The following is an 18,615-nucleotide window of genomic DNA, read 5'->3' as shown; positions in this document are numbered from 1 at the left end:
TAACTGACGGCTCCATGCCGACCATTTTCAACTATGACAAGGTATTGGTGAGTTGGCATCCAGATACCCAGAATGTTCTGAATTTGCGCAGCTTTACTAGGTTTTGTACGAAAGTAATACCGTAGGCATCGAACCGTGAAGACCAGCGTGACCATCGCGGCAAAGCTTTTGGCCAACTTGTCGTAGCGGGGCCGATTCGCCGGGCATCACCAAGACGCCCATGCACAACAAGGAATACTACGAAATACTGGGCACCCTCCATCCGCTGGGGCGTATGGGTGAAGCGAGCGAAGTCGCCAGCGCCATCGCGTTCCTGGATTCGGCAGAGTTCATCACAGGAGAGATCCTGCACGTCGACGGTGGCCAGAGCGCCGGTCGGTAACGGGCGCTGACGGAGTCCTTTGCAGCTATCGCGAAGGACTCTGAATGACACACCACTCCAAAGGAGGGGCGCGCAACAGGTCGGATGCAGGCATAACGGGGGGCTTCAGAAAGCACGCGTTATCGTTGACGTCCATCGCGGGCAAGCCTTGCTTCTACAGTGGGGCGCGTTCAACAAATAGGTCGAGTTCTTCGCGGTATGGGCACCCTCCTCGCTACCGGGGAAACTCATCTCGATAACACACCGGCGAACTGGAGCCCTGGAAGCGATCAAGCTCATCTTCCAGCCATTGGGCAAGTACGACGGCATGGTTTTGCAGTGGATCATCCGCCGTGAACACCAGCGTCAAACACTCTGATTGACCGTACTGCAAAAGCGCCCACCAATGCGTCGGCTGGGCGGCCAGCTCCCCGCGATAGGCGGAAGTGAACCCGGCAAAATTCAGCTGCCCGGACATGAACGCCTGGTGTAAATCCGCCGAGGGCGCGACGTTGGGGAGCCAGGCATCGAACGGCATAGGCTCCTTGGGGCAATCTTTCGGCCATTGACGGTCCACCAGAATCCGCCGCCCGTCTTCAGGCACGGCAGGGTCGCAGGTACGTTTGCACTGAATCATGATCAATCACCCCCTCCACTCTCGCGGACTGACCCCGGTTTTACGGCGAAATGCCCGGGCCAATGCCGACGGGCTTTCGTAGCCGACTTCTTCGGCAATCAACGCAATCGGCTTGCCTTCGCGCAAGCGCTTTTGCGCCAGGCTGATGCGCCAGCTCACCAGGTAGTCCACCGGTGCCTGGCCGACCACACGCTTGAAGTGTTCGGCGAAGCTGGCCCGGGACATGTTGGCCAGCACCGACAGCTCAGCCACGCTCCAGGCCTTGCCCGGCGCTTCGTGCATCTGGCTCAAGGGCCGCGCCAGACGCGGGTCAGCCAGCCCGGCCATCATGCCCGGCTGTTGATTGCGCGTGCTGAGGATGTAGCGCAGCAACTGAATCACCACTAGTTCGAACAAACGGTCCATTACCGCTTCACGACCACAGGTGCCATCGAACGCCTCGTTGAACAGCCATTCCAGCGTGGCGGCCAGGGTCGGGATTTCATCGAGCTTGAGTACCAGGTACTCCGGCAACGCCGCCGCCAGGGCATTGCCCGAGCCGCCATCAAAATTCAGCGACGCGCACACCAACTGCGTGCCGGAGGCTTCGGTGGCGAACAAGCGATGACGGTAGGGTCGCGGGAAAAAGATCAGTGTCGGTTCGGTGAGGCGCAGCTCGCGCTCATCGGCCAGTTTCAACACGACTTCGCCGGCCTGCAGCAAATGCACATGACCGCATGCCTGGCTGCCGTCGAAGGCCGTCGTGCCGCAAAACGTACCGCTGTGAAAGGTGCCGGCGTTGACGCCGAAATGCGCGAGCAAGGTGGACAAGCGATCCATGGGCGGGCTCCCGAGGGCAGTTCTGGACGATCTGTCGCATATCGTCGACGATTCGCATCCAATAAACCAGCACCAATCACTAGCATGGACTCCGTACCCAGCGCCTGTCGCGCTTCACATCACGGAGATTCAACATGACCCGCATTGCCCCCGTCAGCCTTGAACACACCGCCGACGCCACCCGCCCCTTGCTGGAAGGCGTGCAAAAGAAAATCGGTTTCCTGCCCAACGTATTCCGGGTACTGGCCCATGCCCCCGCGGTGCTGGCCTCGTACCTGCAAAACTCGGCGGCACTGGGCAAGACGTCCCTGAGCGCCACCGAGAAAGAGGCGATCTTCCTCGCCACCTCGCAGGTCAACGGCTGCGATTACTGCCTGGCGGCGCACACGCTGTTTGCTGGCAAGGCCGGGCTGTCCAGCCAGGAAATCCGCAGCGCCCGTGAAGGCCGACTCGACGCCTATGCCCTGCTCGCCCGGCAGATCACTGAAAGCCGTGGCCACCTGAGCAGCGAACAGATTACCGTCGCCCGCGCCGCCGGAATCAATGACGCGAAGATCATCGAAGTGATTGCCCACGTGGCTTCGCAGACGCTGACCAACTACCTGAACAACGTCGCCCTGACCGATATTGACTTTCCGGCCATCGACGCCTGATCAACCCCTGTTGCAGAGGATCAATCCATGAACACCGCAACCCTGTACACCACCGACACCTGCCCGTATTGCCGCAGCGCCAAATCCCTGCTGGCCAGCAAAGGCATCGCGATGCAAGAGATCAACATTCAACGCGAGCCCGGCAAACTCGAAGAAATGCTCGAGCGCAGCGGACGACGCACCGTGCCGCAGATTTTCTTCGGCGACACGCACATCGGCGGCTTCGACGACCTGGCCAAGCTGGATCGCCAGGGTGGGTTGATGTCGATGTTGGCCTGAACCGAATGCGCCTCCCACAGGGGCTTTTTATGGAACACAAAATGGGGGATCAACCTCGAACACCTGTGGGAGCGCGCGGTGTTAGTCATCCTCATGCAACTTGATCCCCCGCGCATGCAGCAGGTGCGGCACTATCAGTACCAGCAACGTCAGGGCCAGGAAAAACGCCGAGATCGGCTGCGTGAGAAAGATCATCCAGTCGCCCTCGCTGATGGACAGGGCATTACGCAATTGCTTCTCGGCCATCGGCCCCAGCAGCATGCCCACGATCACCGGCGCGACCGGAAAGTCAAAACGCCGCATCAACACGCCGGCCCAGCCAATCCCCAGCATCAACAGCAAGTCAAAGGAAGAATGGCGCATGCCATACACGCCGATGGTGGCGAACACCAGAATCCCGGCGTTCAGGTATGGCCGGGGGATTTGCAGCAGCTTGACCCACAGCCCCACCAGCGGCAGGTTCAGCACCAGCAGGATGAGGTTGCCGATGTACAGCGAGGCGACCAACGTCCAGACCAGCTCGGCGGAGGTTTCAAACAGCAGCGGCCCCGGTTGCAGGTTGTAGTTCTGGAACGCCGCCAACAGAATCGCCGCCGTGGCGGACGTCGGTATGCCCAGGGTCAGCAGCGGCACCAACGACCCGGTCGCACTCGCATTGTTGGCCGCTTCCGGCCCGGCAACACCTTCGATGGCGCCTTCGCCTTTATTGGCGGAAAACTCTTTCGGAAATTTGCTGAGCTTGCGTTCGGTGGAATAGGACAAAAACGTCGGGATTTCCGCACCACCGGCCGGGATCGAACCGAACGGAAAGCCGATCAGCGTGCCGCGCAACCAGGCGGGCACCGAGCGCTTCCAGTCGGCGCGGGTCATCCATAACGAGGTCAGGCGATGCCGGCCCTCCGCTTGCTCCTGCTGATACAACAAGCTGTACAGCGCCTCCCCTACTGCAAACAAACCGACCGCCACCAGCACCACTTCGATGCCATCCACCAGTTCGGGAACGCCCAGGGTGTAGCGGGCAATGCCCGACGTCGAGTCCAGGCCGATCATGCCGATGGTCAGCCCAATCCCCAATGACGCGAAACCCCGCAACATGGAAGCGCCGAGTACCGCCGATACCGTGGTGAAAGACAGTACGAGGATCGCGAAGTATTCCGCCGGCCCGAAGTTGAGCGCCAGCCGGGCCACGACCGGGGCGAACAAGGTCAGCAAAATCGTCGCGATGGTCCCGGCCACGAAAGAGCCAATGGCAGCCGTGGCCAACGCCGGCCCTGCCCGGCCATTGCGCGCCATGCGGTTGCCTTCCAGGGCCGTGACCATGGAAGACGATTCGCCGGGCGTGTTAAGCAGAATCGAGGTGGTGGAACCGCCGAACTGTGCGCCGTAATAGATACCGGCAAACATGATCAACGCCCCGGTGGGATCGACCTTGGCGGTAATCGGAAGCAGCAAGGCCACTGTCAGTGCCGGTCCGATGCCGGGCAAAACACCGATGGCGGTGCCCAGCAGGCAGCCGATAAATCCCCACATCAGATTGATCGGCGTCAGCGCCGCGCTAAAACCCATCAACAAACTTGAAAGAATGTCCACGCAGTCGATCTCCTTGGCGCTGGATCAAATCCAGGCATTGACCAGCGGCGGCAGGGAAACCCCCAGCCCAGCGTTGAACAGCCAGTAGATCGGCAGGGTCAGGGCAATGCCAATGGCCAGGTCCCGCAGCGGATGACGACTGCCAAACCCCCGGGCCGAACAGGCAAACAGCAAGGCGGCGGCCAGCACAAAGCCGATCAGGTTGATCAGCAACGCCACGCCCAGCAACCCGACCGTCACCCAGGCCGCGCCGGTTTTACCGCCGGGAATCACGCCGTTACGGCTGTCCAGCTCGCGAAAACCGCCGGTGAGCGCCTGATAACTCAGCAACAGCCCCACCACGGCGAGAAACCCGGCGACGAGGTAGGGATAGACGTAGGCCGGCAGAATCACGAAACCCATCTCGGGCGGAAAGCGGTAGGCCCCCACCGCCAACACGGCGCTGAGGGCAATCAGGCCAAGGCCTATCGCCAGTTGCGTCGGCACGATTGCGCGCAGCCCGGTCATTCTTTAAGCAGTCCGACCTGGACCAGCATCGCGTGCAACCGCACGTGCTCTTCATCGATGAATTTGCCGAACTCATCACCGGTCACAACGTTTGCCGTCCATGCGTTGGTCTGAATGTTCTCTTGCCAGACTTTGCTTTTGCTGGCGGCCAGGACCGCATCTGTCACTTCCTTGCGCTGCTCGGGTGTGAGGTTGGCGGCGCCGTAGACACCGCGCCAGTTGCCGATGACCACGTCGTAGCCGCTTTCCTTGAGGGTTGGAGCATCGATCCCGGGAACACGCTCGGGCGCACCGATGGCAAGGACGCGGATCTGCCCGTTCTTGATGTATTGACCCAGTTCGGCGTAGCCCCCGGTGAGCACCTTGATCTGCCCGCCCAGGGTCTGGGCCACAATTTCACCCCCGCCGCCGGTGGCGATGTAATTGACCTTGTTGACCGGAACATCCAGCTTGCCAGCCAGCTCGGCGATACCGATATGGTCGATCGACCCCTTGGAACCACCGCCCCAGGTGACACTGGTTGGCTTGCTCTTGAAATCCTTGATCAGGTCGTCGAGGGTCTTGTAGGGCGAATCCTTGCGCACGGCAATCACGTTGTATTCCGTGAATAGCCGGGCAATCGGCGTCACGTCCTTCAGGGTGATTTGCGGTTTGTTCTGTTCGATGCCCGCGACCATGATCGCGCCGACCACCAGCAGCGCATTGGGATCGCCCTTGGTGCTGTTGGCGAACTGCGCCAACCCCAGGGTTCCGCCTGCACCACCCTTGTTTTCAAAGGTGGTGGATTTGGCCGCGTTGGCCTCGATCAGTGCCTTGCCCAGCACCCGCGCGGTCTGGTCATAACCGCCACCCACGGAACCGGGGGCCATGAACTTGACGGTGTCCAGCGCAAGCGCGGGGGCGGTGAGTGCGGCAGCGGTCATGCCGACTGCCAGGTAACGACTGAAACGGCGCAACAATGCGGACATGGTGTATCTCCCTGGATTGTTTTTATAGGTGCCGTCAGCCCGTCGATCAGGGGGTCAGTCCCGTTCAATGAACATTGGCCTGCGCATAAGCGTAGGACATGGTTGCGTTTATTGAAGTTCTTTCAAACGAAGGCCCGTCGGCCCCCGCGAGGCCTGCGTCACAGGTGGAAACATTCCTTTGGTCCGGGTGTTTCAGGCTGTGAAATGCGCCGACTATCCTGAAAAACATCGGCGAACAAGCTGTCGGGCATCCATCAACGACTTGAACAGGAGAACGTGTCATGAACGTCATGCTCAAGGGCTTTGGCGCGACATTGCTGCTGGTTGCCACAGCGGCATTCGCCCATCACGGCTGGAGCGAGTACGACTCCAGCAATCCGTTGAATCTGACGGGCACCATCGAAGCATCCGGATACTCCCATCCCCACGGTTTCGTGAACCTGAAAACGGCGGACAAGACCTGGAACGTGGTACTCGCACCCCCATCACGCATGGAAAACCGTGGTCTGTCCAAGGAGATGCTGGCGGTCGGCACCCAAGCGACCGTGGTCGGTTACGCCAACCGCAACAAACCTGATGAGATGCGCGCGGAACGCATCACGATCGGCGGCAAAACCACCGAGTTACGCTGATGCAAGCCTCGCAGAACTGGATGGACTGGCTGAACGACTCACCGCTGGGCGAAGCCATGCGCGGCGATCTGTGGCTATACCCGCTGGTTGAGGTGATGCACATCGTTGGCTTTACGATACTGGTCGGTGCGGTGGTGATGTTCGACCTGCGGGTGCTGGGGCTGTCGCGCGGCATTCAGGTCACCGCCCTGGCCCGTCACCTGCTGAGCTGGGCCATCGCGGCGCTGCTGTTGATCGTACCGGCCGGGCTGATGATGTTCACCGCCCACCCTCACGATTTCGCCTCCAATGACATTTTCATCCTCAAGCTCTGCCTGATCGCCACGGCGGGCCTCAATGCCTTGCTGTTCCATGTTGGCGTGTACCGTTCCGTCCCGGCGTGGAACACCGGTGCGCCGGCGCCCGGGGTGGCCAAATTGCAGGCGTTTTTTTCGATTGTGATATGGGTCAGTGTGATTCTGTGTGGGCGGTTGTTGGCTTATACCTGAGGGGACGGGACGGTTTTAGCCAGGCGGCCTGAGGGCTGACGTGGCTTTCGCGGTTGTACCCGCTCCCACAGGTCCGCGTATCTCTACAATTTTTGGTCACTGCCGAACTGCTTTTGTTCTGGCTTTTGTTCTGGCTTTTGATCTGACCTAGTGAGGCGACACCCCAACCAACCGCGCCGCCAACGCCTTGGCCTGACTCGCCACATCAGTAACAGCCGTACTCTCCCACCAAACCCCACGCAAGGGCGGCCCCATGGCAAACAGCCGACTCGCCGCCCGCCCATCTTCATCCAGCACCGCGCCATCCACCTCTGCCGCAATCCCCAACGCCAACGGCCCCGGTTTGATCAAACCGCGCGCCAGCAACTGCTGTGGCAGCGGCCGCGCAACCCGTCGCCAGTCGTATTCGATGCCGCTGGAATTGATCAGCGCCGCGCCACTGACCACAACGGTTTCAGCTTCACCCCGACGTCGGATGCGAATGCTCACTTCACCGCCAGAAGCAGGCTCAAGCCCTTTGAATGACGCTGCGTGAATCCGCAACCGCCCTTCCCCGTGCAGGCGCGCCACCAATTCGGCGCTCAAGGGTGGCGAGCGATGGTGATGACTCTCCCACCACGGTCGCACATGCCGCACGAATTGCCGGCGCTGCACGTCGGTGGCCTGATTCCACAAGCGGCCGATATGCGCCCGCACCGTGTCCAGCGGCGCCTGCCAGTCGATGCCCTGGGCGATGGCGTCGCGGCAATGCCGGCGCAGTTCGCGCACCAGTTGTCGCGGCGTGCGTATGCCGTGATCCTCCGCAAGGAAGTCCATCCACGCCGGTGGTTGCCGCCGCACATGGGGCAGCAAGCCATGCCGGGAAAACACCTTGATCGGCCCGCGATGCCCGGCCTGTTCCAGCGACACCACGGCATCGACCATGGTCAGCCCCGAGCCGATGATCAACACCGTCGACTGCGGATCCAGCTGCTGCATCGCCGTCACATCCCACGGATCGAGCGCCGCCGCATTCAAGCCGCTGGACTCGGTTTGCGGCGTGCGCGCGGCGGGAAACATGCCGGTGGCGAGCACGGCAAACGCACCCTGCAAGCGTTGACCGTCGCTCAAGGTCAACCGCACCGACTCCGCGTCGGTTAGCAGGTCCACCACCTCGGCCCGCACATGTTCGACCGTCGAACCGTTCAACACCCCCACTTCTTGCGCTTCAGCCAGACGCTGCTGCACGTACACACCGAAAATCCCTCGTGGCGCAAACAGCTCACTGACCGGCACATGTTGCTCATCCGATTCCGGCCAGCCACCGGCGGCGATGTAGTCGGTCAGCCATTGCGTCAGGTCGTCGGCGTTGTCCGGGTCGACGCTCATGCGTGCCGCATTGCCGTTGAGCGTATGGCCCAACTCCACGGCGCTGTAGGCCTCGCCACGGCCGAGTTCGGCGCGGGGTTCGATCACTAGCACCGAGCGCTTGCCGGGCAGACGCAACAATTGCGCCGCCAGCATCGTGCCACTGAGGCCACCGCCAACGATCAGGACGTCTGCGTGACGGATGGCGTCGGTCGCCTGCCCGTTCTGGATTTCACTCATGCCGTTCTCACCGATCCTAGATAGAAGTCATGCAGATCGCCCCGGGCCAGCAATGCCTCGCTGCTGCCCGACAACACCACCCGCCCGGTGTCGAGGACAAAGGCGCGGGATGCGTACTTGAGCGCCACATTAATGTTTTGCTCGGCAATCAGGAAGCTGACCTGCGCCTCGCGATTGAGCTGGGCGATGATCTCGAAAATCTCCTGGACGATAATAGGCGCCAAACCCATGGAAGGTTCATCGAGCAATACCAAAGTAGGACGTGTCATCAGCGCCCGGCCGATGGCGACCATCTGTTGCTCGCCACCGGAAGTCAGGCCGGCCTGGGTCTTGCGCTTGGTTTTCAGCCGCGGGAACCAGGCGTAGATCCGTTCCAGGTCCCGGGCCATGTCCTGCCGGCTCAGACCCCGGACAAACCCGCCACTGCGCAGGTTGTCCTCCACCATCAATTGCGTGAAGACGTGTCTTCCTTCGAGCACATGCGCCATCCCCTGACGTACCCGCATGCTCGGATCGCCCCGTCGTAGATCACCTCGATGTCGTTGACATGCAACAGGTCATTGGCGGCAATGTTGCTGGCGGCTATGTCATTTGCAGCTTTGCTCATGACTTATTCATCCCCGGTGCAGGTGCGTGGCGTCAGGCCTTTTTCCTTGGCGAAGGCCGCGGATTTTTCATCGATCAACGGCCGCAACAGCGCACGGTCGGCGGCGATCCAGTCGCTGATCAGCGTCCAGTTGGCGCCGTCCCACTGCTGAACCCGCGCCGAACCGCCGCCCTCGTGGTCCTTGCAGGACAACTTGAGGTTCTGCATCAAACCGAAGTAGCCCATGCCCTTGAGCCGCGCATCGTCGACGTTCAAGTGCTCCAGACCCCAGCGCCCTTCCTCACCGTTGAGCGGACGCTTGCCGAACTTGCCCTGGGCGGTGCGGATCGCTTCCACCGCCACAGCAGCGTTTACCAGTCCGGAGTTGTAATAGACGCTGCCGAAATTCTTCAGGTCCTTGAGGTCGCTTTTGCCCTTGTCGAGGATGTATTGCTTGAGGCGTTTGTGGATCTCGAAGTCAGTGCCGACCGGGTACGGGGTCAGCGCCAGATAGCCCTTGGCAGCGGCGCCCGCGGGCAACACGTCCTCGCTGGAACTGGCCCAGATGTCGCCGACAATGTGATCCACCGGGAAACCGAAACGCGCCGCAGTCTTGACCGCCACCGGCGTCGACACGCCCCAGGTGCGCAGGAACACCCAGTCCGGGTTGAGCTGACGGATCTGTCGCCATTGCGCCGACTGTTCGTTGCCTGGATCGGCCACCGGGATCTGGATGTTCTCGAAACCGTATTTCTCCGCCAGCAGCTTCAGCGGGCCGAGGGTTTCGCGACCGTAGGCCGAGTCGTGGTAGACCGTGGCGATTTTCTTGCCTTTGAGTTTGTCGAAACCGCCTTCGCGCTGGGCGATGTAGCTGATCAGGCTCGACGCCTCGCTGTAGAAGGTCAGCATCACCGGGAAGTTGTACGGGAACACGGTGCCGTCGGTGGCTTCGGTGCGGCCGTAGCCGAGGGTGATCAACGGGATCTTGTCCACCTCCGCCCGTTCGCTCAAGGCATAGGCCGCCGGTGCGCCGTTGGGTTGATAGACCGCCATTCCAGATCGCCGATGGCGGCGATGCTGAACGGGTCCTGCCAACCGTGATCCTGCTGACTGTCGATCCATGGCCGCGCTTCACGGGCGTAGCGCTTGGTTTCTTCCAGGGCACCGACGGCAATGCCGGTGTCCACGGCGGCCTGGATGATTTGCGAGATCTGGCCGAGGGACGAGTCGGCGGCGGAAATGATCTTGATCACTTCGGCGACGGTCACATACGACACTCCGGCGCCGCCGTAAGCCTTCGCAATGGTGATGCCCCAGAGGCCGCTGGCGGAGAACTCGTCAAGCTCGTCGACCGGCAATCGGCGCTCGCGATCTCGCAAGCTGGCTTCGACGGCGAAGCGCGCCGCCAGCTTGTGGGCGACGGCAATCGCCTCTGCGTCCGAGCGGATCACATGGGCAGTGCGGGTGGATTGGGCTGAGGCTGTCATGGGCCGACTCCGGGTTCCGGGTGAATGCACCAGCGCTTTTGCAGGAGTCGTGCCTGAATAGTAATTCGTTATTTATCAAATAGTTAACGAATTATCCAAGAAAACCTTACAGCTTTAGAACAGCAAAGTGTTTATCCAGTGTTGATCGACCAACACTTCAAATCACCACGTTGCGCACAAAGCGCACCGCCACCGGCCCATCGTTGCGATAGGAGTGCGGCTGGTTGCTGGCAAACATGAAGAACTCGCCGGCGCTGATGCGGTGCGGCACGTCGCCAACCATCAGGGTCAGGCAGCCTTCGAAGACATAAAACTGTTCGCTCCAGCCATCGGCATCCGGCTCCGAGGGGTAGTGCTCGCCAGGTTCGAGGCGCCATTCCCAGAGTTCGACTTCCCGGGTCGCGTTGGCCTTGGCCAGCAATACCGCCTTGCTGCCGGGGATCGTGCCGGCCCAGGCCAGTTCGTTGATGCGGCTGTGGTCGCGCACTTCAGGGGCCTGGATCAGGTCGCTGAAGGCTACGTCCAACGCCTCGGCCACGCGATCGAGGGTGGTCAGGCTGACGTTCTTTTCGCCGGCCTCGATGGCTACCAGCATGCGGCGGCTGACACCGGACTTTTCCGCCAGGGCGGTCTGGCTCATGTCGGCGGCATGGCGCAAACGGCGAACGTTCTGGCTGACGTGCTGAAGGACCGAAGCCCGTTGCGTGGAATCTTTGTGCACTATATTGCTCACTTGGCGGTGTTGCGCAGTATACTGCCCAACTTCGGGCGCATTGTGCGTCCCCCTCAAATAGTGTGCAAGATCATGACGTCGGTGAACTCCCCCCAGGCCTCTTCCCGTTTCCTGCGGCTCAGCAAGGCTGAGTGCGTGCTGGTGTTGATCACCATGGTCTGGGGCGGGACCTTTCTGCTGGTCCAGCATGCGATGACCGTCAGCGGCCCGATGTTTTTCGTCGGCCTGCGCTTTGCCGCTGCCGCGAGCATCGTCGCCCTGTTTTCCTGGCGCAGCCTGCGGGAACTGACCTTGTTCGAACTCAAGGCCGGGGCCTTTATCGGCGTGGCGATCATGCTCGGCTACGGTTTGCAGACCGTCGGCCTGCAAAGCATTCCCAGCAGCCAGTCGGCGTTCATCACCGCGTTGTACGTGCCTTTTGTGCCGTTGCTGCAATGGCTGGTGCTGGGGCGTCGACCGGGCTTGATGCCGAGCATCGGGATCATGCTGGCGTTTACCGGGTTGATGCTGCTGTCGGGGCCTTCCGGCGCGGCGTTGAATTTCAGCCCCGGTGAAATCGCCACACTGATCAGTGCCATCGCGATTGCCGCGGAGATCATTCTGATCAGCAACTTTGCCGGTCAGGTCGATGTGAAACGGGTGACGGTGGTGCAACTGGCGGTCACGTCGCTGCTGTCGTTCCTGATGGTGGTGCCGACCCAGGAGCACATTCCTGACTTCTCCTGGTTGCTGTTGTGCAGTGCGTTGGGGTTGGGCGCGGCCAGTGCGGCGATCCAGGTGGCGATGAACTGGGCGCAGAAAAGCGTCTCGCCAACCCGCGCGACCCTGATCTATGCCGGCGAACCGGTGTGGGCCGGGATTGTCGGGCGCATCGCCGGGGAGCGGTTGCCGGCGATTGCGTTGGTGGGGGCGGGATTGATCGTGGCGGCGGTGATTGTCAGTGAGTTGAAGACCAAGGGTAAGGTTGCCGCGACGGAGGAAGAATTGGAGCGCGAAGTAGAAGGTTAAGGTTTGGTATCTGCAGTGTTTGAAAAATTGCTATCGCGGGCACAGGCAAAATCACTCTTTCTGAAACAATGTTAAACAAGGATTTTCCGTCTACCTTGTAGGATTCTGCGACAGCTTGGCGTTTGGTGATCCGGGAGCTGGCACGTATGATGCTTCACAAACTTCCGCAGATTAGAAGCCTATGTCCCTGATAGTTCTACTGCTTCTGCCTTTTTTAGGCAGCTGTCTGGCAGCGGTGCTGCCACACAACGCGCGTAATACCGAATCCCTCCTGGCTGGCCTGGTTGCCCTGATCGGCACCGTCCAGGTCGCCCTTCTGTACCCGCAAATCGCCGATGGCGGCGTGATCCGCGAAGAGTTCCTCTGGTTGCCGAGCCTGGGTCTGAACTTCGTCCTGCGCATGGACGGCTTTGCCTGGCTGTTCTCGATGCTGGTGCTGGGCATCGGCACGCTGGTGTCGCTGTACGCCCGCTACTACATGTCGCCGGACGATCCGGTGCCGCGCTTCTTCGCGTTCTTCCTGGCGTTCATGGGCGCCATGCTCGGGCTGGTGATCTCCGGCAACCTGATCCAGATCGTGTTTTTCTGGGAGCTGACCAGCCTCTTCTCGTTCCTGTTGATCGGCTACTGGCACCACCGCGCCGATGCCCGGCGCGGCGCCTATATGGCGCTGATGGTCACCGGGGCCGGCGGGTTGTGCCTGCTGGCGGGGGTCATGCTGCTTGGCCATGTGGTGGGCAGCTATGACCTGGACAAGGTCCTGGCCGCCGGCGACCTGATTCGCGCACACGCCCTCTACCCCATCCTGCTGCCCCTGATCCTGATCGGCGCGCTGAGCAAAAGCGCACAATTCCCCTTCCATTTCTGGCTGCCCCACGCCATGGCCGCGCCGACACCGGTCTCGGCCTATCTGCACTCGGCGACCATGGTAAAAGCCGGGGTATTCCTGCTGGCGCGGCTGTGGCCGTCGCTGTCGGGCAGCGAAGAATGGTTCTACATCGTCAGCGGCGCCGGGGCTTGCACCCTGTTGCTGGGCGCCTATTGCGCGATGTTCCAGAACGACCTCAAGGGCCTGCTGGCCTACTCGACCATCAGTCACCTGGGCCTGATCACCCTGCTGCTGGGCCTCAACAGTCCGCTGGCAGCGGTGGCCGCGGTGTTCCACATTCTCAACCACGCCACGTTCAAGGCCTCGCTGTTCATGGCTGCCGGGATCATCGACCACGAAAGCGGCACCCGCGACATTCGCCGCCTCAATGGCCTGTTCAAGCTGATTCCGTTCACCGCCACTTTGGCCATGGTCGCCAGCGCTTCGATGGCTGGCGTGCCGTTGCTCAACGGCTTTCTGTCCAAAGAGATGTTCTTCGCCGAAACCGTGTTCATCAACGCCACGGCCTGGATCGAAGCGACCTTGCCGATCGTTGCGACCATCGCCGGCACCTTCAGTGTCGCCTACTCCCTGCGTTTCACCGTGGATGTGTTCTTCGGCCCCACTGCCACCGACCTGCCCCACACCCCGCACGAGCCGCCGCGCTGGATGCGCGCGCCGGTCGAATTGTTGGTGTTCGCGTGCCTGGTGGTGGGGATTTTCCCGGCGCAAGTGGTCGGCCCCTTGCTCGCCGCTGCTGCGTTGCCGGTGGTGGGCGGCACGTTGCCGGAGTACAGCCTGGCAATCTGGCACGGTTTGAACGCGCCGATGATCATGAGCCTGATCGCCATGTCCGGCGGCATCGTGCTGTACCTGTTGCTGCGTAAACAACTCAAGCGCGGGCGCTTCCACTACCCGCCGCTGATTGGCCGCTTCAACGGCAAGCGCCTGTTCGAGCGCAGCCTGGTGATCAAGATGCACCTGGCCCGACGCCTGGAGCGGCGGATCAGCACCCGGCGCCTGCAAACCCAACTGTTCCTGATGGTACTCGCCGCCGTTTTGGCCGGGCTGATCCCGATGCTGCACAGCCATTTGAGCTGGGGCGACCGGCCGAAGATTCCGGGCTCGATCGTGTTTGTCATCCTGTGGCTGCTGGCGATTGCCTGCGCCCTGGGCGCCGCCTGGCAGGCCAAATACCACCGTCTCGCCGCCCTGACCATGGTCAGCGTCTGCGGCCTCATGACCTGCGTGACCTTCGTCTGGTTCTCGGCGCCGGACCTGGCCCTGACGCAACTGGCGGTCGAAGTGGTGACCACGATCCTGATCCTGCTGGGTTTGCGCTGGCTGCCGCGACGGATCGAAGAGGTCTCGCCATTGCCGAGCAGCCTGCGCAAGGCACGTATCCGGCGGATCCGCGACTTGCTGCTGTCGACCGTGGTCGGCGGCGGCATGGCGCTGCTGTCCTACGCGATGCTGACGCGCCAGACGCCGAACGACATTTCCTCCTTTTACTTGAGCCGTGCCCTGCCCGAAGGCGGCGGCAGCAACGTGGTCAACGTGATGCTGGTGGACTTCCGCGGCTTCGACACCCTTGGCGAAATCACTGTGCTGGCGGCGGTGGCGCTTACCGTATTCGCCCTGTTGCGCCGTTTCCGCCCGCCGAAAGAAAGCCTGCAGTTGCCGGCCCAGCAGCGCTTGCTGGCGCCTGACGTGGTCACCGACCTGGTCAACCCGCGTCACGCCAGCGATACCGCGCTGGGTTTCATGATGGTCCCGGCGGTGCTGGTGCGCCTGCTGTTGCCGATTGCCCTGGTGGTGTCGTTCTACCTGTTCATGCGCGGCCATAACCAACCAGGCGGCGGTTTTGTCGCGGGGCTGGTGATGTCGGTGGCGTTCATCCTGCAATACATGGTGGCCGGCACCCAGTGGGTCGAGGCGCAGATGAGCCTGCGACCGTTGCGCTGGATGAGTACCGGCCTGCTGTTCGCCACGGCCACCGGCGTCGGAGCGATGGTGGTCGGCTATCCGTTCCTGACCACCCACACCTGGCACTTCCACCTGCCGCTGCTGGGCGACATTCACCTGGCCAGCGCGCTGTTCTTCGACGTCGGCGTGTATGCGGTGGTGGTCGGTTCGACGCTGCTGATCCTCACCGCCCTCGCCCACCAATCGGTCCGGGGTCACAAGACCGCCGCCCAGCCCAAACCCGTCGCCATCAAGGAGGCCGTCTGATGGAAGAAGTCATCGCAATCGCCATCGGCGCCCTGGCCGCGTCCGGCGTCTGGCTTATCCTGCGGCCACGGACGTTCCAGGTGGTCATGGGCCTGTGCCTGCTGTCCTATGGCGTCAACCTGTTCATCTTCAGCATGGGTAGCCTGTTCATTGGCAAGGAGCCGATCATCAAGGACGGCGTGCCGCAGGACCTGCTGCATTACACCGACCCGCTGCCGCAGGCGCTGGTGCTGACCGCGATCGTCATCAGCTTCGCCATGACCGCGCTGTTTCTGGTGGTCTTGCTGGCCTCCCGGGGCCTGACCGGCACCGACCATGTGGATGGCCGGGAGCCTAAAGAATGAATGCGATGACGCACCTGATCGCGGCACCCATCCTGCTGCCGCTGTTGACCGCCGCCATCATGCTGATGCTCGGCGAGAAACACCGGCCGCTCAAAGCCAAGATCAACCTGTTCTCCAGCCTGCTGGGGCTCGGTATCTCCGTCTTACTGCTGCAATGGACGCAAACCACCGGCGTGCCCGGTTCCATCGGCGTGTACCTGCCGGGCAACTGGCCAGTGCCCTTCGGCCTGGTGCTGGTGGTCGATCGCCTGTCGGCGCTGATGCTGGTGCTGACCGGGATCATCGGCGTCAGCGCCCTGCTGTTCGCCATGGCGCGCTGGGACAGTGCCGGTTCGAGCTTCCACGCGTTGTTCCAGATTCAGTTGATGGGCCTGTATGGCGCCTTCCTGACCGCAGACCTGTTCAACCTCTTCGTGTTCTTCGAAGTGCTGCTGGCCGCGTCCTATGGATTGATGCTGCACGGTTCGGGTCGGGCGCGGGTGTCGTCGGGGCTGCATTACATCTCGATCAACCTGCTGGCCTCGACCCTGTTCCTGATCGGTGCGGCGTTGATCTACGGTGTCACCGGCACCCTGAACATGGCCGACCTGGCGCAGAAGATCCCCTTGGTATCGGAGGCCGATCGCGGTCTGCTGCACGCCGGTGCGGGCATTCTGGCAGTGGCGTTCCTGGCCAAGGCCGGGATGTGGCCGCTGAACTTCTGGCTAGTGCCGGCGTATTCCTCGGCGAGCGCGCCGGTGGCGGCCATGTTCGCGATCATGACGAAGGTCGGCGTCTATACCTTTTTGCGCCTGTGGACCCTGCTGTTTTCCGGCCAGGCCGGGGCGTCGGCGTACTTCGGCGGTGACTGGCTGATCTACGGCGGCATGGCAACCATCATCTGCGCGGCCGTGGCGATCCTCGCCGCGCAACGCCTGGAACGCATGGCCAGCCTAAGCATTCTGGTGTCGGCGGGGATTCTGCTGTCGGCCATCGGCTTCGCCCAGCCCAACCTGATCGGCGCGGCGCTGTTCTATCTGGTCAGCTCGACCCTGGCCTTGAGTGCGCTGTTCCTGCTGGCCGAGTTGATCGAACGTTCGCGTTCGGCCAACGAAATCCCGCTGGAGGATGAAAACGAGATGCTGCCAAGGCCGTTGGAATCGTTGCATCCGGCCAAGGGCGTCAACCTCGACGATGATCAGAAAGCCGTGGTCGGCCAGGTGATTCCCTGGACCATGGCGTTCCTCGGCTTGAGCTTCATTGCCTGCGCACTGCTGATCGTCGGCATGCCGCCACTCTCCGGCTTCATCGGCAAACTCGGGCTGCTCAGCGCCCTGCTCAATCCACTGGGCCTGGGCAATGGCAGTGGCGCGCCGATCGCCAATGCAGCGTGGGGCTTGCTGGTGTTGCTGATCCTCTCCGGCCTGGCCTCGCTGGTGGCTTTTTCGCGGCTGGGCATCCAGCGTTTCTGGACGCCGACAGAACGGCCGTCGCCGGTGCTGCGTCGCCTGGAATGCGTGCCGATCTTCGCTCTGCTGGGTCTGTGCATTGCACTGACTTTCAAGGCTGAACCGCTGCTGCGCTACACCCAGGCCGCCGCCGATGCCTTGAACAACCCGCAACAGTACGTGGCGGCCGTACTCGGCACCCGGGTCGTTCCAAACCCGCAGGCCAGGGCTGCGCTGCTGGAGGTGCAACCATGAAGCGTCTGTTTCCCGCGCCGTGGCTGTCGCTGGCCCTGTGGTTATTGTGGTTGGTGCTGAACCTGTCGATGAGTCCGGGCAACTTGCTGTTGGGCGCCGTGCTGGGTTTCTGCGCGCCCTTGATGATGCGCAAATTGCGCCCGCTGCCGATCCGCATTCGCCGCCCGGGGGTGATCCTGCGCCTGTTCCTGGTGGTGGGTCGCGATGTTGTGGTGTCCAACCTGGCCGTGGCCTGGGGCGTACTCAACGCCAGCCGCCGTCCACCGCGCTCGCGGTTTATCAAGGTGCCGCTGGACCTGCGCGACGCCAACGGGCTGGCGACGCTGTCGATGATCTGCACCGTGGTGCCGGGCACGGTCTGGTCGGAGCTGGCGCTGGACCGCAGCATTCTGTTGCTGCACGTCTTCGATCTGGACGACGAAGCGCCGTTCATCGAGCACTTCAAGGCGACGTACGAGCGCCCGTTGATGGAGATATTCGAATGAGCGCCCTGCTGTCGAATGCGATCATGCTGAGCCTGTCCCTGTTTTCCGTGGCGATGATCCTGACCCTGGTGCGCCTGTTCAAGGGTCCGTCCGCCCAGGACCGGGTTCTGGCGCTGGATTACCTGTACATCATCGCCATGCTGATGATGCTGACCCTGGGCATCCGCTATGCCAGTGACACGTACTTCGAAGCGGCGTTGCTGATCGCGCTGTTCGGCTTCGTCGGCTCGTTTGCCCTGGCGAAATTCCTGCTGCGCGGCGAGGTGATCGAATGACGTCTGAACTGTCGTTGTGGGTGGAAATCCCGGTGGCGATCCTGCTGGTACTTGGCAGCCTGTTCGCGCTGATCGGCGCCATCGGCCTGGTGCGGATGAAGGACTATTTCCAGCGCATGCACCCACCCGCCCTGGCCTCGACCCTGGGCGCCTGGTGCGTGGCGCTGGCCTCGATCATCTACTTTTCGGCCCTCAAGTCCGGGCCGGTGCTGCACGCCTGGCTGATTCCGATCTTGCTGGCGATTACCGTGCCGGTGACCACGCTGCTGCTGGCACGGGCGGCGTTGTTCCGCAAGCGCATGGCCGGGGATGATGTGCCGGCTGAGGTGAGTAGTCGGCGTACCGAAAGCGGGAGTTAAGTTCAGGGGTTTGGGTTGTTTTGGCCGGCCTGCTC

At 62.1% G+C, this 18,615-nt stretch carries 19 protein-coding genes and 4 pseudogenes; 12 read left to right on the top strand and 11 right to left on the bottom strand.

The window, feature by feature from the left end:
* Positions 1 to 110: 110 nt before the first annotated feature.
* A pseudogene (locus tag FFS64_RS31760) lies at positions 111 to 220 on the bottom strand (IS5/IS1182 family transposase); the annotation flags it as partial.
* Here FFS64_RS31760 and FFS64_RS20195 point away from each other — a divergent pair.
* Complete coding sequence (locus tag FFS64_RS20195) at positions 221 to 382, top strand: SDR family oxidoreductase (protein WP_372242178.1); 162 nt, start codon at positions 221 to 223, stop codon at positions 380 to 382.
* A 214-nt stretch (positions 383 to 596) separates the two neighbouring features.
* On the opposite strand, the gene FFS64_RS20190 is transcribed toward FFS64_RS20195, so the two are convergent.
* Positions 597 to 998 carry a DUF488 domain-containing protein gene (locus tag FFS64_RS20190; protein ID WP_137806874.1) on the bottom strand — a complete coding sequence of 134 codons (402 nt, stop codon included), beginning with the start codon at positions 996 to 998 and terminating at the stop codon, positions 597 to 599.
* Between the two features lie 6 nt (positions 999 to 1,004).
* The gene (locus tag FFS64_RS20185; RefSeq protein WP_137806873.1) at positions 1,005 to 1,817 is read right to left on the bottom strand and encodes an AraC family transcriptional regulator; all 813 of its coding nucleotides are present in this window, start codon (positions 1,815 to 1,817) and stop codon (positions 1,005 to 1,007) included.
* 134 nt (positions 1,818 to 1,951) lie between these two features.
* On the opposite strand from FFS64_RS20185, the gene FFS64_RS20180 reads away from it, so the two are divergent.
* Both FFS64_RS20180 and grxC read left to right on the top strand, forming a co-directional pair.
* Positions 1,952 to 2,470, top strand: a complete 519-nt coding sequence (locus FFS64_RS20180; protein ID WP_137806872.1) for a carboxymuconolactone decarboxylase family protein — start codon at positions 1,952 to 1,954, stop codon at positions 2,468 to 2,470.
* Positions 2,471 to 2,497: 27 nt separating this feature from the next.
* Positions 2,498 to 2,749: a glutaredoxin 3 gene (gene grxC, locus FFS64_RS20175; RefSeq protein ID WP_137806871.1), complete on the top strand. Its 252-nt coding sequence runs from the start codon at positions 2,498 to 2,500 to the stop codon at positions 2,747 to 2,749.
* Positions 2,750 to 2,830: 81 nt separating this feature from the next.
* Here grxC and FFS64_RS20170 read toward each other — a convergent pair whose 3' ends face one another.
* The 3 genes from FFS64_RS20170 to FFS64_RS20160 are packed head-to-tail and all read right to left on the bottom strand — an operon-like array spanning position 2,831 to position 5,814.
* On the bottom strand, positions 2,831 to 4,339 hold the full coding sequence (locus FFS64_RS20170; RefSeq protein ID WP_137806870.1) for a tripartite tricarboxylate transporter permease: 1,509 nt from the start codon (positions 4,337 to 4,339) through the stop codon (positions 2,831 to 2,833).
* A 24-nt stretch (positions 4,340 to 4,363) separates the two neighbouring features.
* Complete coding sequence (locus FFS64_RS20165; RefSeq protein ID WP_137806869.1) at positions 4,364 to 4,846, bottom strand: tripartite tricarboxylate transporter TctB family protein; 483 nt, start codon at positions 4,844 to 4,846, stop codon at positions 4,364 to 4,366.
* Positions 4,843 to 5,814, bottom strand: coding sequence for a tripartite tricarboxylate transporter substrate binding protein (locus FFS64_RS20160; RefSeq protein ID WP_137806868.1), 972 nt, complete (start codon positions 5,812 to 5,814; stop codon positions 4,843 to 4,845). Before FFS64_RS20160 ends, FFS64_RS20165 begins: the two co-directional genes overlap by 4 nt.
* Positions 5,815 to 6,095: 281 nt before the next feature.
* Here FFS64_RS20160 and FFS64_RS20155 point away from each other — a divergent pair, with 281 nt between their 5' ends.
* Together FFS64_RS20155 and FFS64_RS20150 are read left to right on the top strand one after the other, a co-directional pair.
* Positions 6,096 to 6,446, top strand: coding sequence for a DUF6152 family protein (locus FFS64_RS20155; RefSeq protein ID WP_095196046.1), 351 nt, complete (start codon positions 6,096 to 6,098; stop codon positions 6,444 to 6,446).
* On the top strand, positions 6,446 to 6,934 hold the full coding sequence (locus FFS64_RS20150) for a DUF6644 family protein (protein WP_137806867.1): 489 nt from the start codon (positions 6,446 to 6,448) through the stop codon (positions 6,932 to 6,934). The genes FFS64_RS20155 and FFS64_RS20150 overlap by 1 nt, the downstream gene beginning before the upstream one ends.
* Positions 6,935 to 7,081: 147 nt before the next feature.
* Here FFS64_RS20150 and FFS64_RS20145 read toward each other — a convergent pair whose 3' ends face one another.
* The 5 genes and pseudogenes from FFS64_RS20145 to FFS64_RS20125 all read right to left on the bottom strand — a co-directional run bounded on the left by FFS64_RS20145 (position 7,082) and on the right by FFS64_RS20125 (position 11,315).
* Positions 7,082 to 8,521, bottom strand: coding sequence for an FAD/NAD(P)-binding protein (locus FFS64_RS20145; protein ID WP_137806866.1), 1,440 nt, complete (start codon positions 8,519 to 8,521; stop codon positions 7,082 to 7,084).
* Positions 8,518 to 9,036, bottom strand: a pseudogene (locus tag FFS64_RS20140) (ABC transporter ATP-binding protein); the annotation flags it as partial. The pseudogene FFS64_RS20140 and the gene FFS64_RS20145, both read right to left, overlap by 4 nt.
* 95 nt (positions 9,037 to 9,131) lie before the next feature.
* A pseudogene (locus tag FFS64_RS20135) lies at positions 9,132 to 10,160 on the bottom strand (ABC transporter substrate-binding protein); the annotation flags it as partial.
* Positions 10,154 to 10,594, bottom strand: a pseudogene (locus FFS64_RS20130) (acyl-CoA dehydrogenase family protein); the annotation flags it as partial. The pseudogenes FFS64_RS20135 and FFS64_RS20130, both read right to left, overlap by 7 nt.
* Positions 10,595 to 10,751: 157 nt before the next feature.
* Positions 10,752 to 11,315, bottom strand: coding sequence for a helix-turn-helix domain-containing protein (locus FFS64_RS20125; protein WP_095196033.1), 564 nt, complete (start codon positions 11,313 to 11,315; stop codon positions 10,752 to 10,754).
* On the opposite strand from FFS64_RS20125, the gene FFS64_RS20120 reads away from it, so the two are divergent.
* From FFS64_RS20120 to FFS64_RS20090, 7 genes are all read left to right on the top strand, one after another.
* Entirely contained in the window at positions 11,310 to 12,335 is a 1,026-nt protein-coding gene (locus tag FFS64_RS20120; RefSeq protein ID WP_137806865.1) for a DMT family transporter, read from the top strand. The genes FFS64_RS20125 and FFS64_RS20120 overlap by 6 nt on opposite strands.
* 181 nt (positions 12,336 to 12,516) lie before the next feature.
* On the top strand, positions 12,517 to 15,435 hold the full coding sequence (locus FFS64_RS20115) for a monovalent cation/H+ antiporter subunit A (protein ID WP_137806864.1): 2,919 nt from the start codon (positions 12,517 to 12,519) through the stop codon (positions 15,433 to 15,435).
* Positions 15,435 to 15,779 carry a Na+/H+ antiporter subunit C gene (locus FFS64_RS20110; protein WP_095196030.1) on the top strand — a complete coding sequence of 115 codons (345 nt, stop codon included), beginning with the start codon at positions 15,435 to 15,437 and terminating at the stop codon, positions 15,777 to 15,779. Before FFS64_RS20115 ends, FFS64_RS20110 begins: the two co-directional genes overlap by 1 nt.
* Positions 15,776 to 17,461 carry a monovalent cation/H+ antiporter subunit D gene (locus FFS64_RS20105; RefSeq protein WP_137806863.1) on the top strand — a complete coding sequence of 562 codons (1,686 nt, stop codon included), beginning with the start codon at positions 15,776 to 15,778 and terminating at the stop codon, positions 17,459 to 17,461. Before FFS64_RS20110 ends, FFS64_RS20105 begins: the two co-directional genes overlap by 4 nt.
* Positions 17,458 to 17,946 (top strand): Na+/H+ antiporter subunit E, encoded by a 489-nt coding sequence (locus FFS64_RS20100; RefSeq protein ID WP_137806862.1) that lies wholly within the window; start codon positions 17,458 to 17,460, stop codon positions 17,944 to 17,946. The genes FFS64_RS20105 and FFS64_RS20100 overlap by 4 nt, the downstream gene beginning before the upstream one ends.
* Positions 17,943 to 18,221 (top strand): K+/H+ antiporter subunit F, encoded by a 279-nt coding sequence (locus tag FFS64_RS20095; RefSeq protein WP_137806861.1) that lies wholly within the window; start codon positions 17,943 to 17,945, stop codon positions 18,219 to 18,221. The genes FFS64_RS20100 and FFS64_RS20095 overlap by 4 nt, the downstream gene beginning before the upstream one ends.
* The gene (locus FFS64_RS20090; protein ID WP_137806860.1) at positions 18,218 to 18,580 is read left to right on the top strand and encodes a Na+/H+ antiporter subunit G; all 363 of its coding nucleotides are present in this window, start codon (positions 18,218 to 18,220) and stop codon (positions 18,578 to 18,580) included. The genes FFS64_RS20095 and FFS64_RS20090 overlap by 4 nt, the downstream gene beginning before the upstream one ends.
* Positions 18,581 to 18,615: the final 35 nt, after the last annotated feature.

This window comes from Pseudomonas sp. G(2018), assembly GCF_005502415.1.
In the GTDB taxonomy this organism is placed as follows: domain Bacteria; phylum Pseudomonadota; class Gammaproteobacteria; order Pseudomonadales; family Pseudomonadaceae; genus Aquipseudomonas.
The sequence above is the reverse complement of the archived record's forward strand: the minus strand, read 5'-3'. Positions and strand labels throughout refer to the sequence as shown.

Excerpts from the sequence above, each read along its gene's own strand:
- FFS64_RS20195 (WP_372242178.1), top strand. The coding sequence starts at position 221 with ATGCACAACAAGGAATACTACGAAATACTGGGCACCCTCCATCCGCTG.
- FFS64_RS20190 (WP_137806874.1), bottom strand. The coding sequence starts at position 998 with ATGATTCAGTGCAAACGTACCTGCGACCCTGCCGTGCCTGAAGACGGG.
- FFS64_RS20185 (WP_137806873.1), bottom strand. The coding sequence starts at position 1,817 with ATGGATCGCTTGTCCACCTTGCTCGCGCATTTCGGCGTCAACGCCGGC.
- FFS64_RS20180 (WP_137806872.1), top strand. The coding sequence starts at position 1,952 with ATGACCCGCATTGCCCCCGTCAGCCTTGAACACACCGCCGACGCCACC.
- grxC (WP_137806871.1), top strand. The coding sequence starts at position 2,498 with ATGAACACCGCAACCCTGTACACCACCGACACCTGCCCGTATTGCCGC.
- FFS64_RS20165 (WP_137806869.1), bottom strand. The coding sequence starts at position 4,846 with ATGACCGGGCTGCGCGCAATCGTGCCGACGCAACTGGCGATAGGCCTT.
- FFS64_RS20160 (WP_137806868.1), bottom strand. The coding sequence starts at position 5,814 with ATGTCCGCATTGTTGCGCCGTTTCAGTCGTTACCTGGCAGTCGGCATG.
- FFS64_RS20155 (WP_095196046.1), top strand. The coding sequence starts at position 6,096 with ATGAACGTCATGCTCAAGGGCTTTGGCGCGACATTGCTGCTGGTTGCC.
- FFS64_RS20150 (WP_137806867.1), top strand. The coding sequence starts at position 6,446 with ATGCAAGCCTCGCAGAACTGGATGGACTGGCTGAACGACTCACCGCTG.
- FFS64_RS20145 (WP_137806866.1), bottom strand. The coding sequence starts at position 8,521 with ATGAGTGAAATCCAGAACGGGCAGGCGACCGACGCCATCCGTCACGCA.
- FFS64_RS20115 (WP_137806864.1), top strand. The coding sequence starts at position 12,517 with ATGTCCCTGATAGTTCTACTGCTTCTGCCTTTTTTAGGCAGCTGTCTG.
- FFS64_RS20110 (WP_095196030.1), top strand. The coding sequence starts at position 15,435 with ATGGAAGAAGTCATCGCAATCGCCATCGGCGCCCTGGCCGCGTCCGGC.
- FFS64_RS20105 (WP_137806863.1), top strand. The coding sequence starts at position 15,776 with ATGAATGCGATGACGCACCTGATCGCGGCACCCATCCTGCTGCCGCTG.
- FFS64_RS20100 (WP_137806862.1), top strand. The coding sequence starts at position 17,458 with ATGAAGCGTCTGTTTCCCGCGCCGTGGCTGTCGCTGGCCCTGTGGTTA.
- FFS64_RS20095 (WP_137806861.1), top strand. The coding sequence starts at position 17,943 with ATGAGCGCCCTGCTGTCGAATGCGATCATGCTGAGCCTGTCCCTGTTT.
- FFS64_RS20090 (WP_137806860.1), top strand. The coding sequence starts at position 18,218 with ATGACGTCTGAACTGTCGTTGTGGGTGGAAATCCCGGTGGCGATCCTG.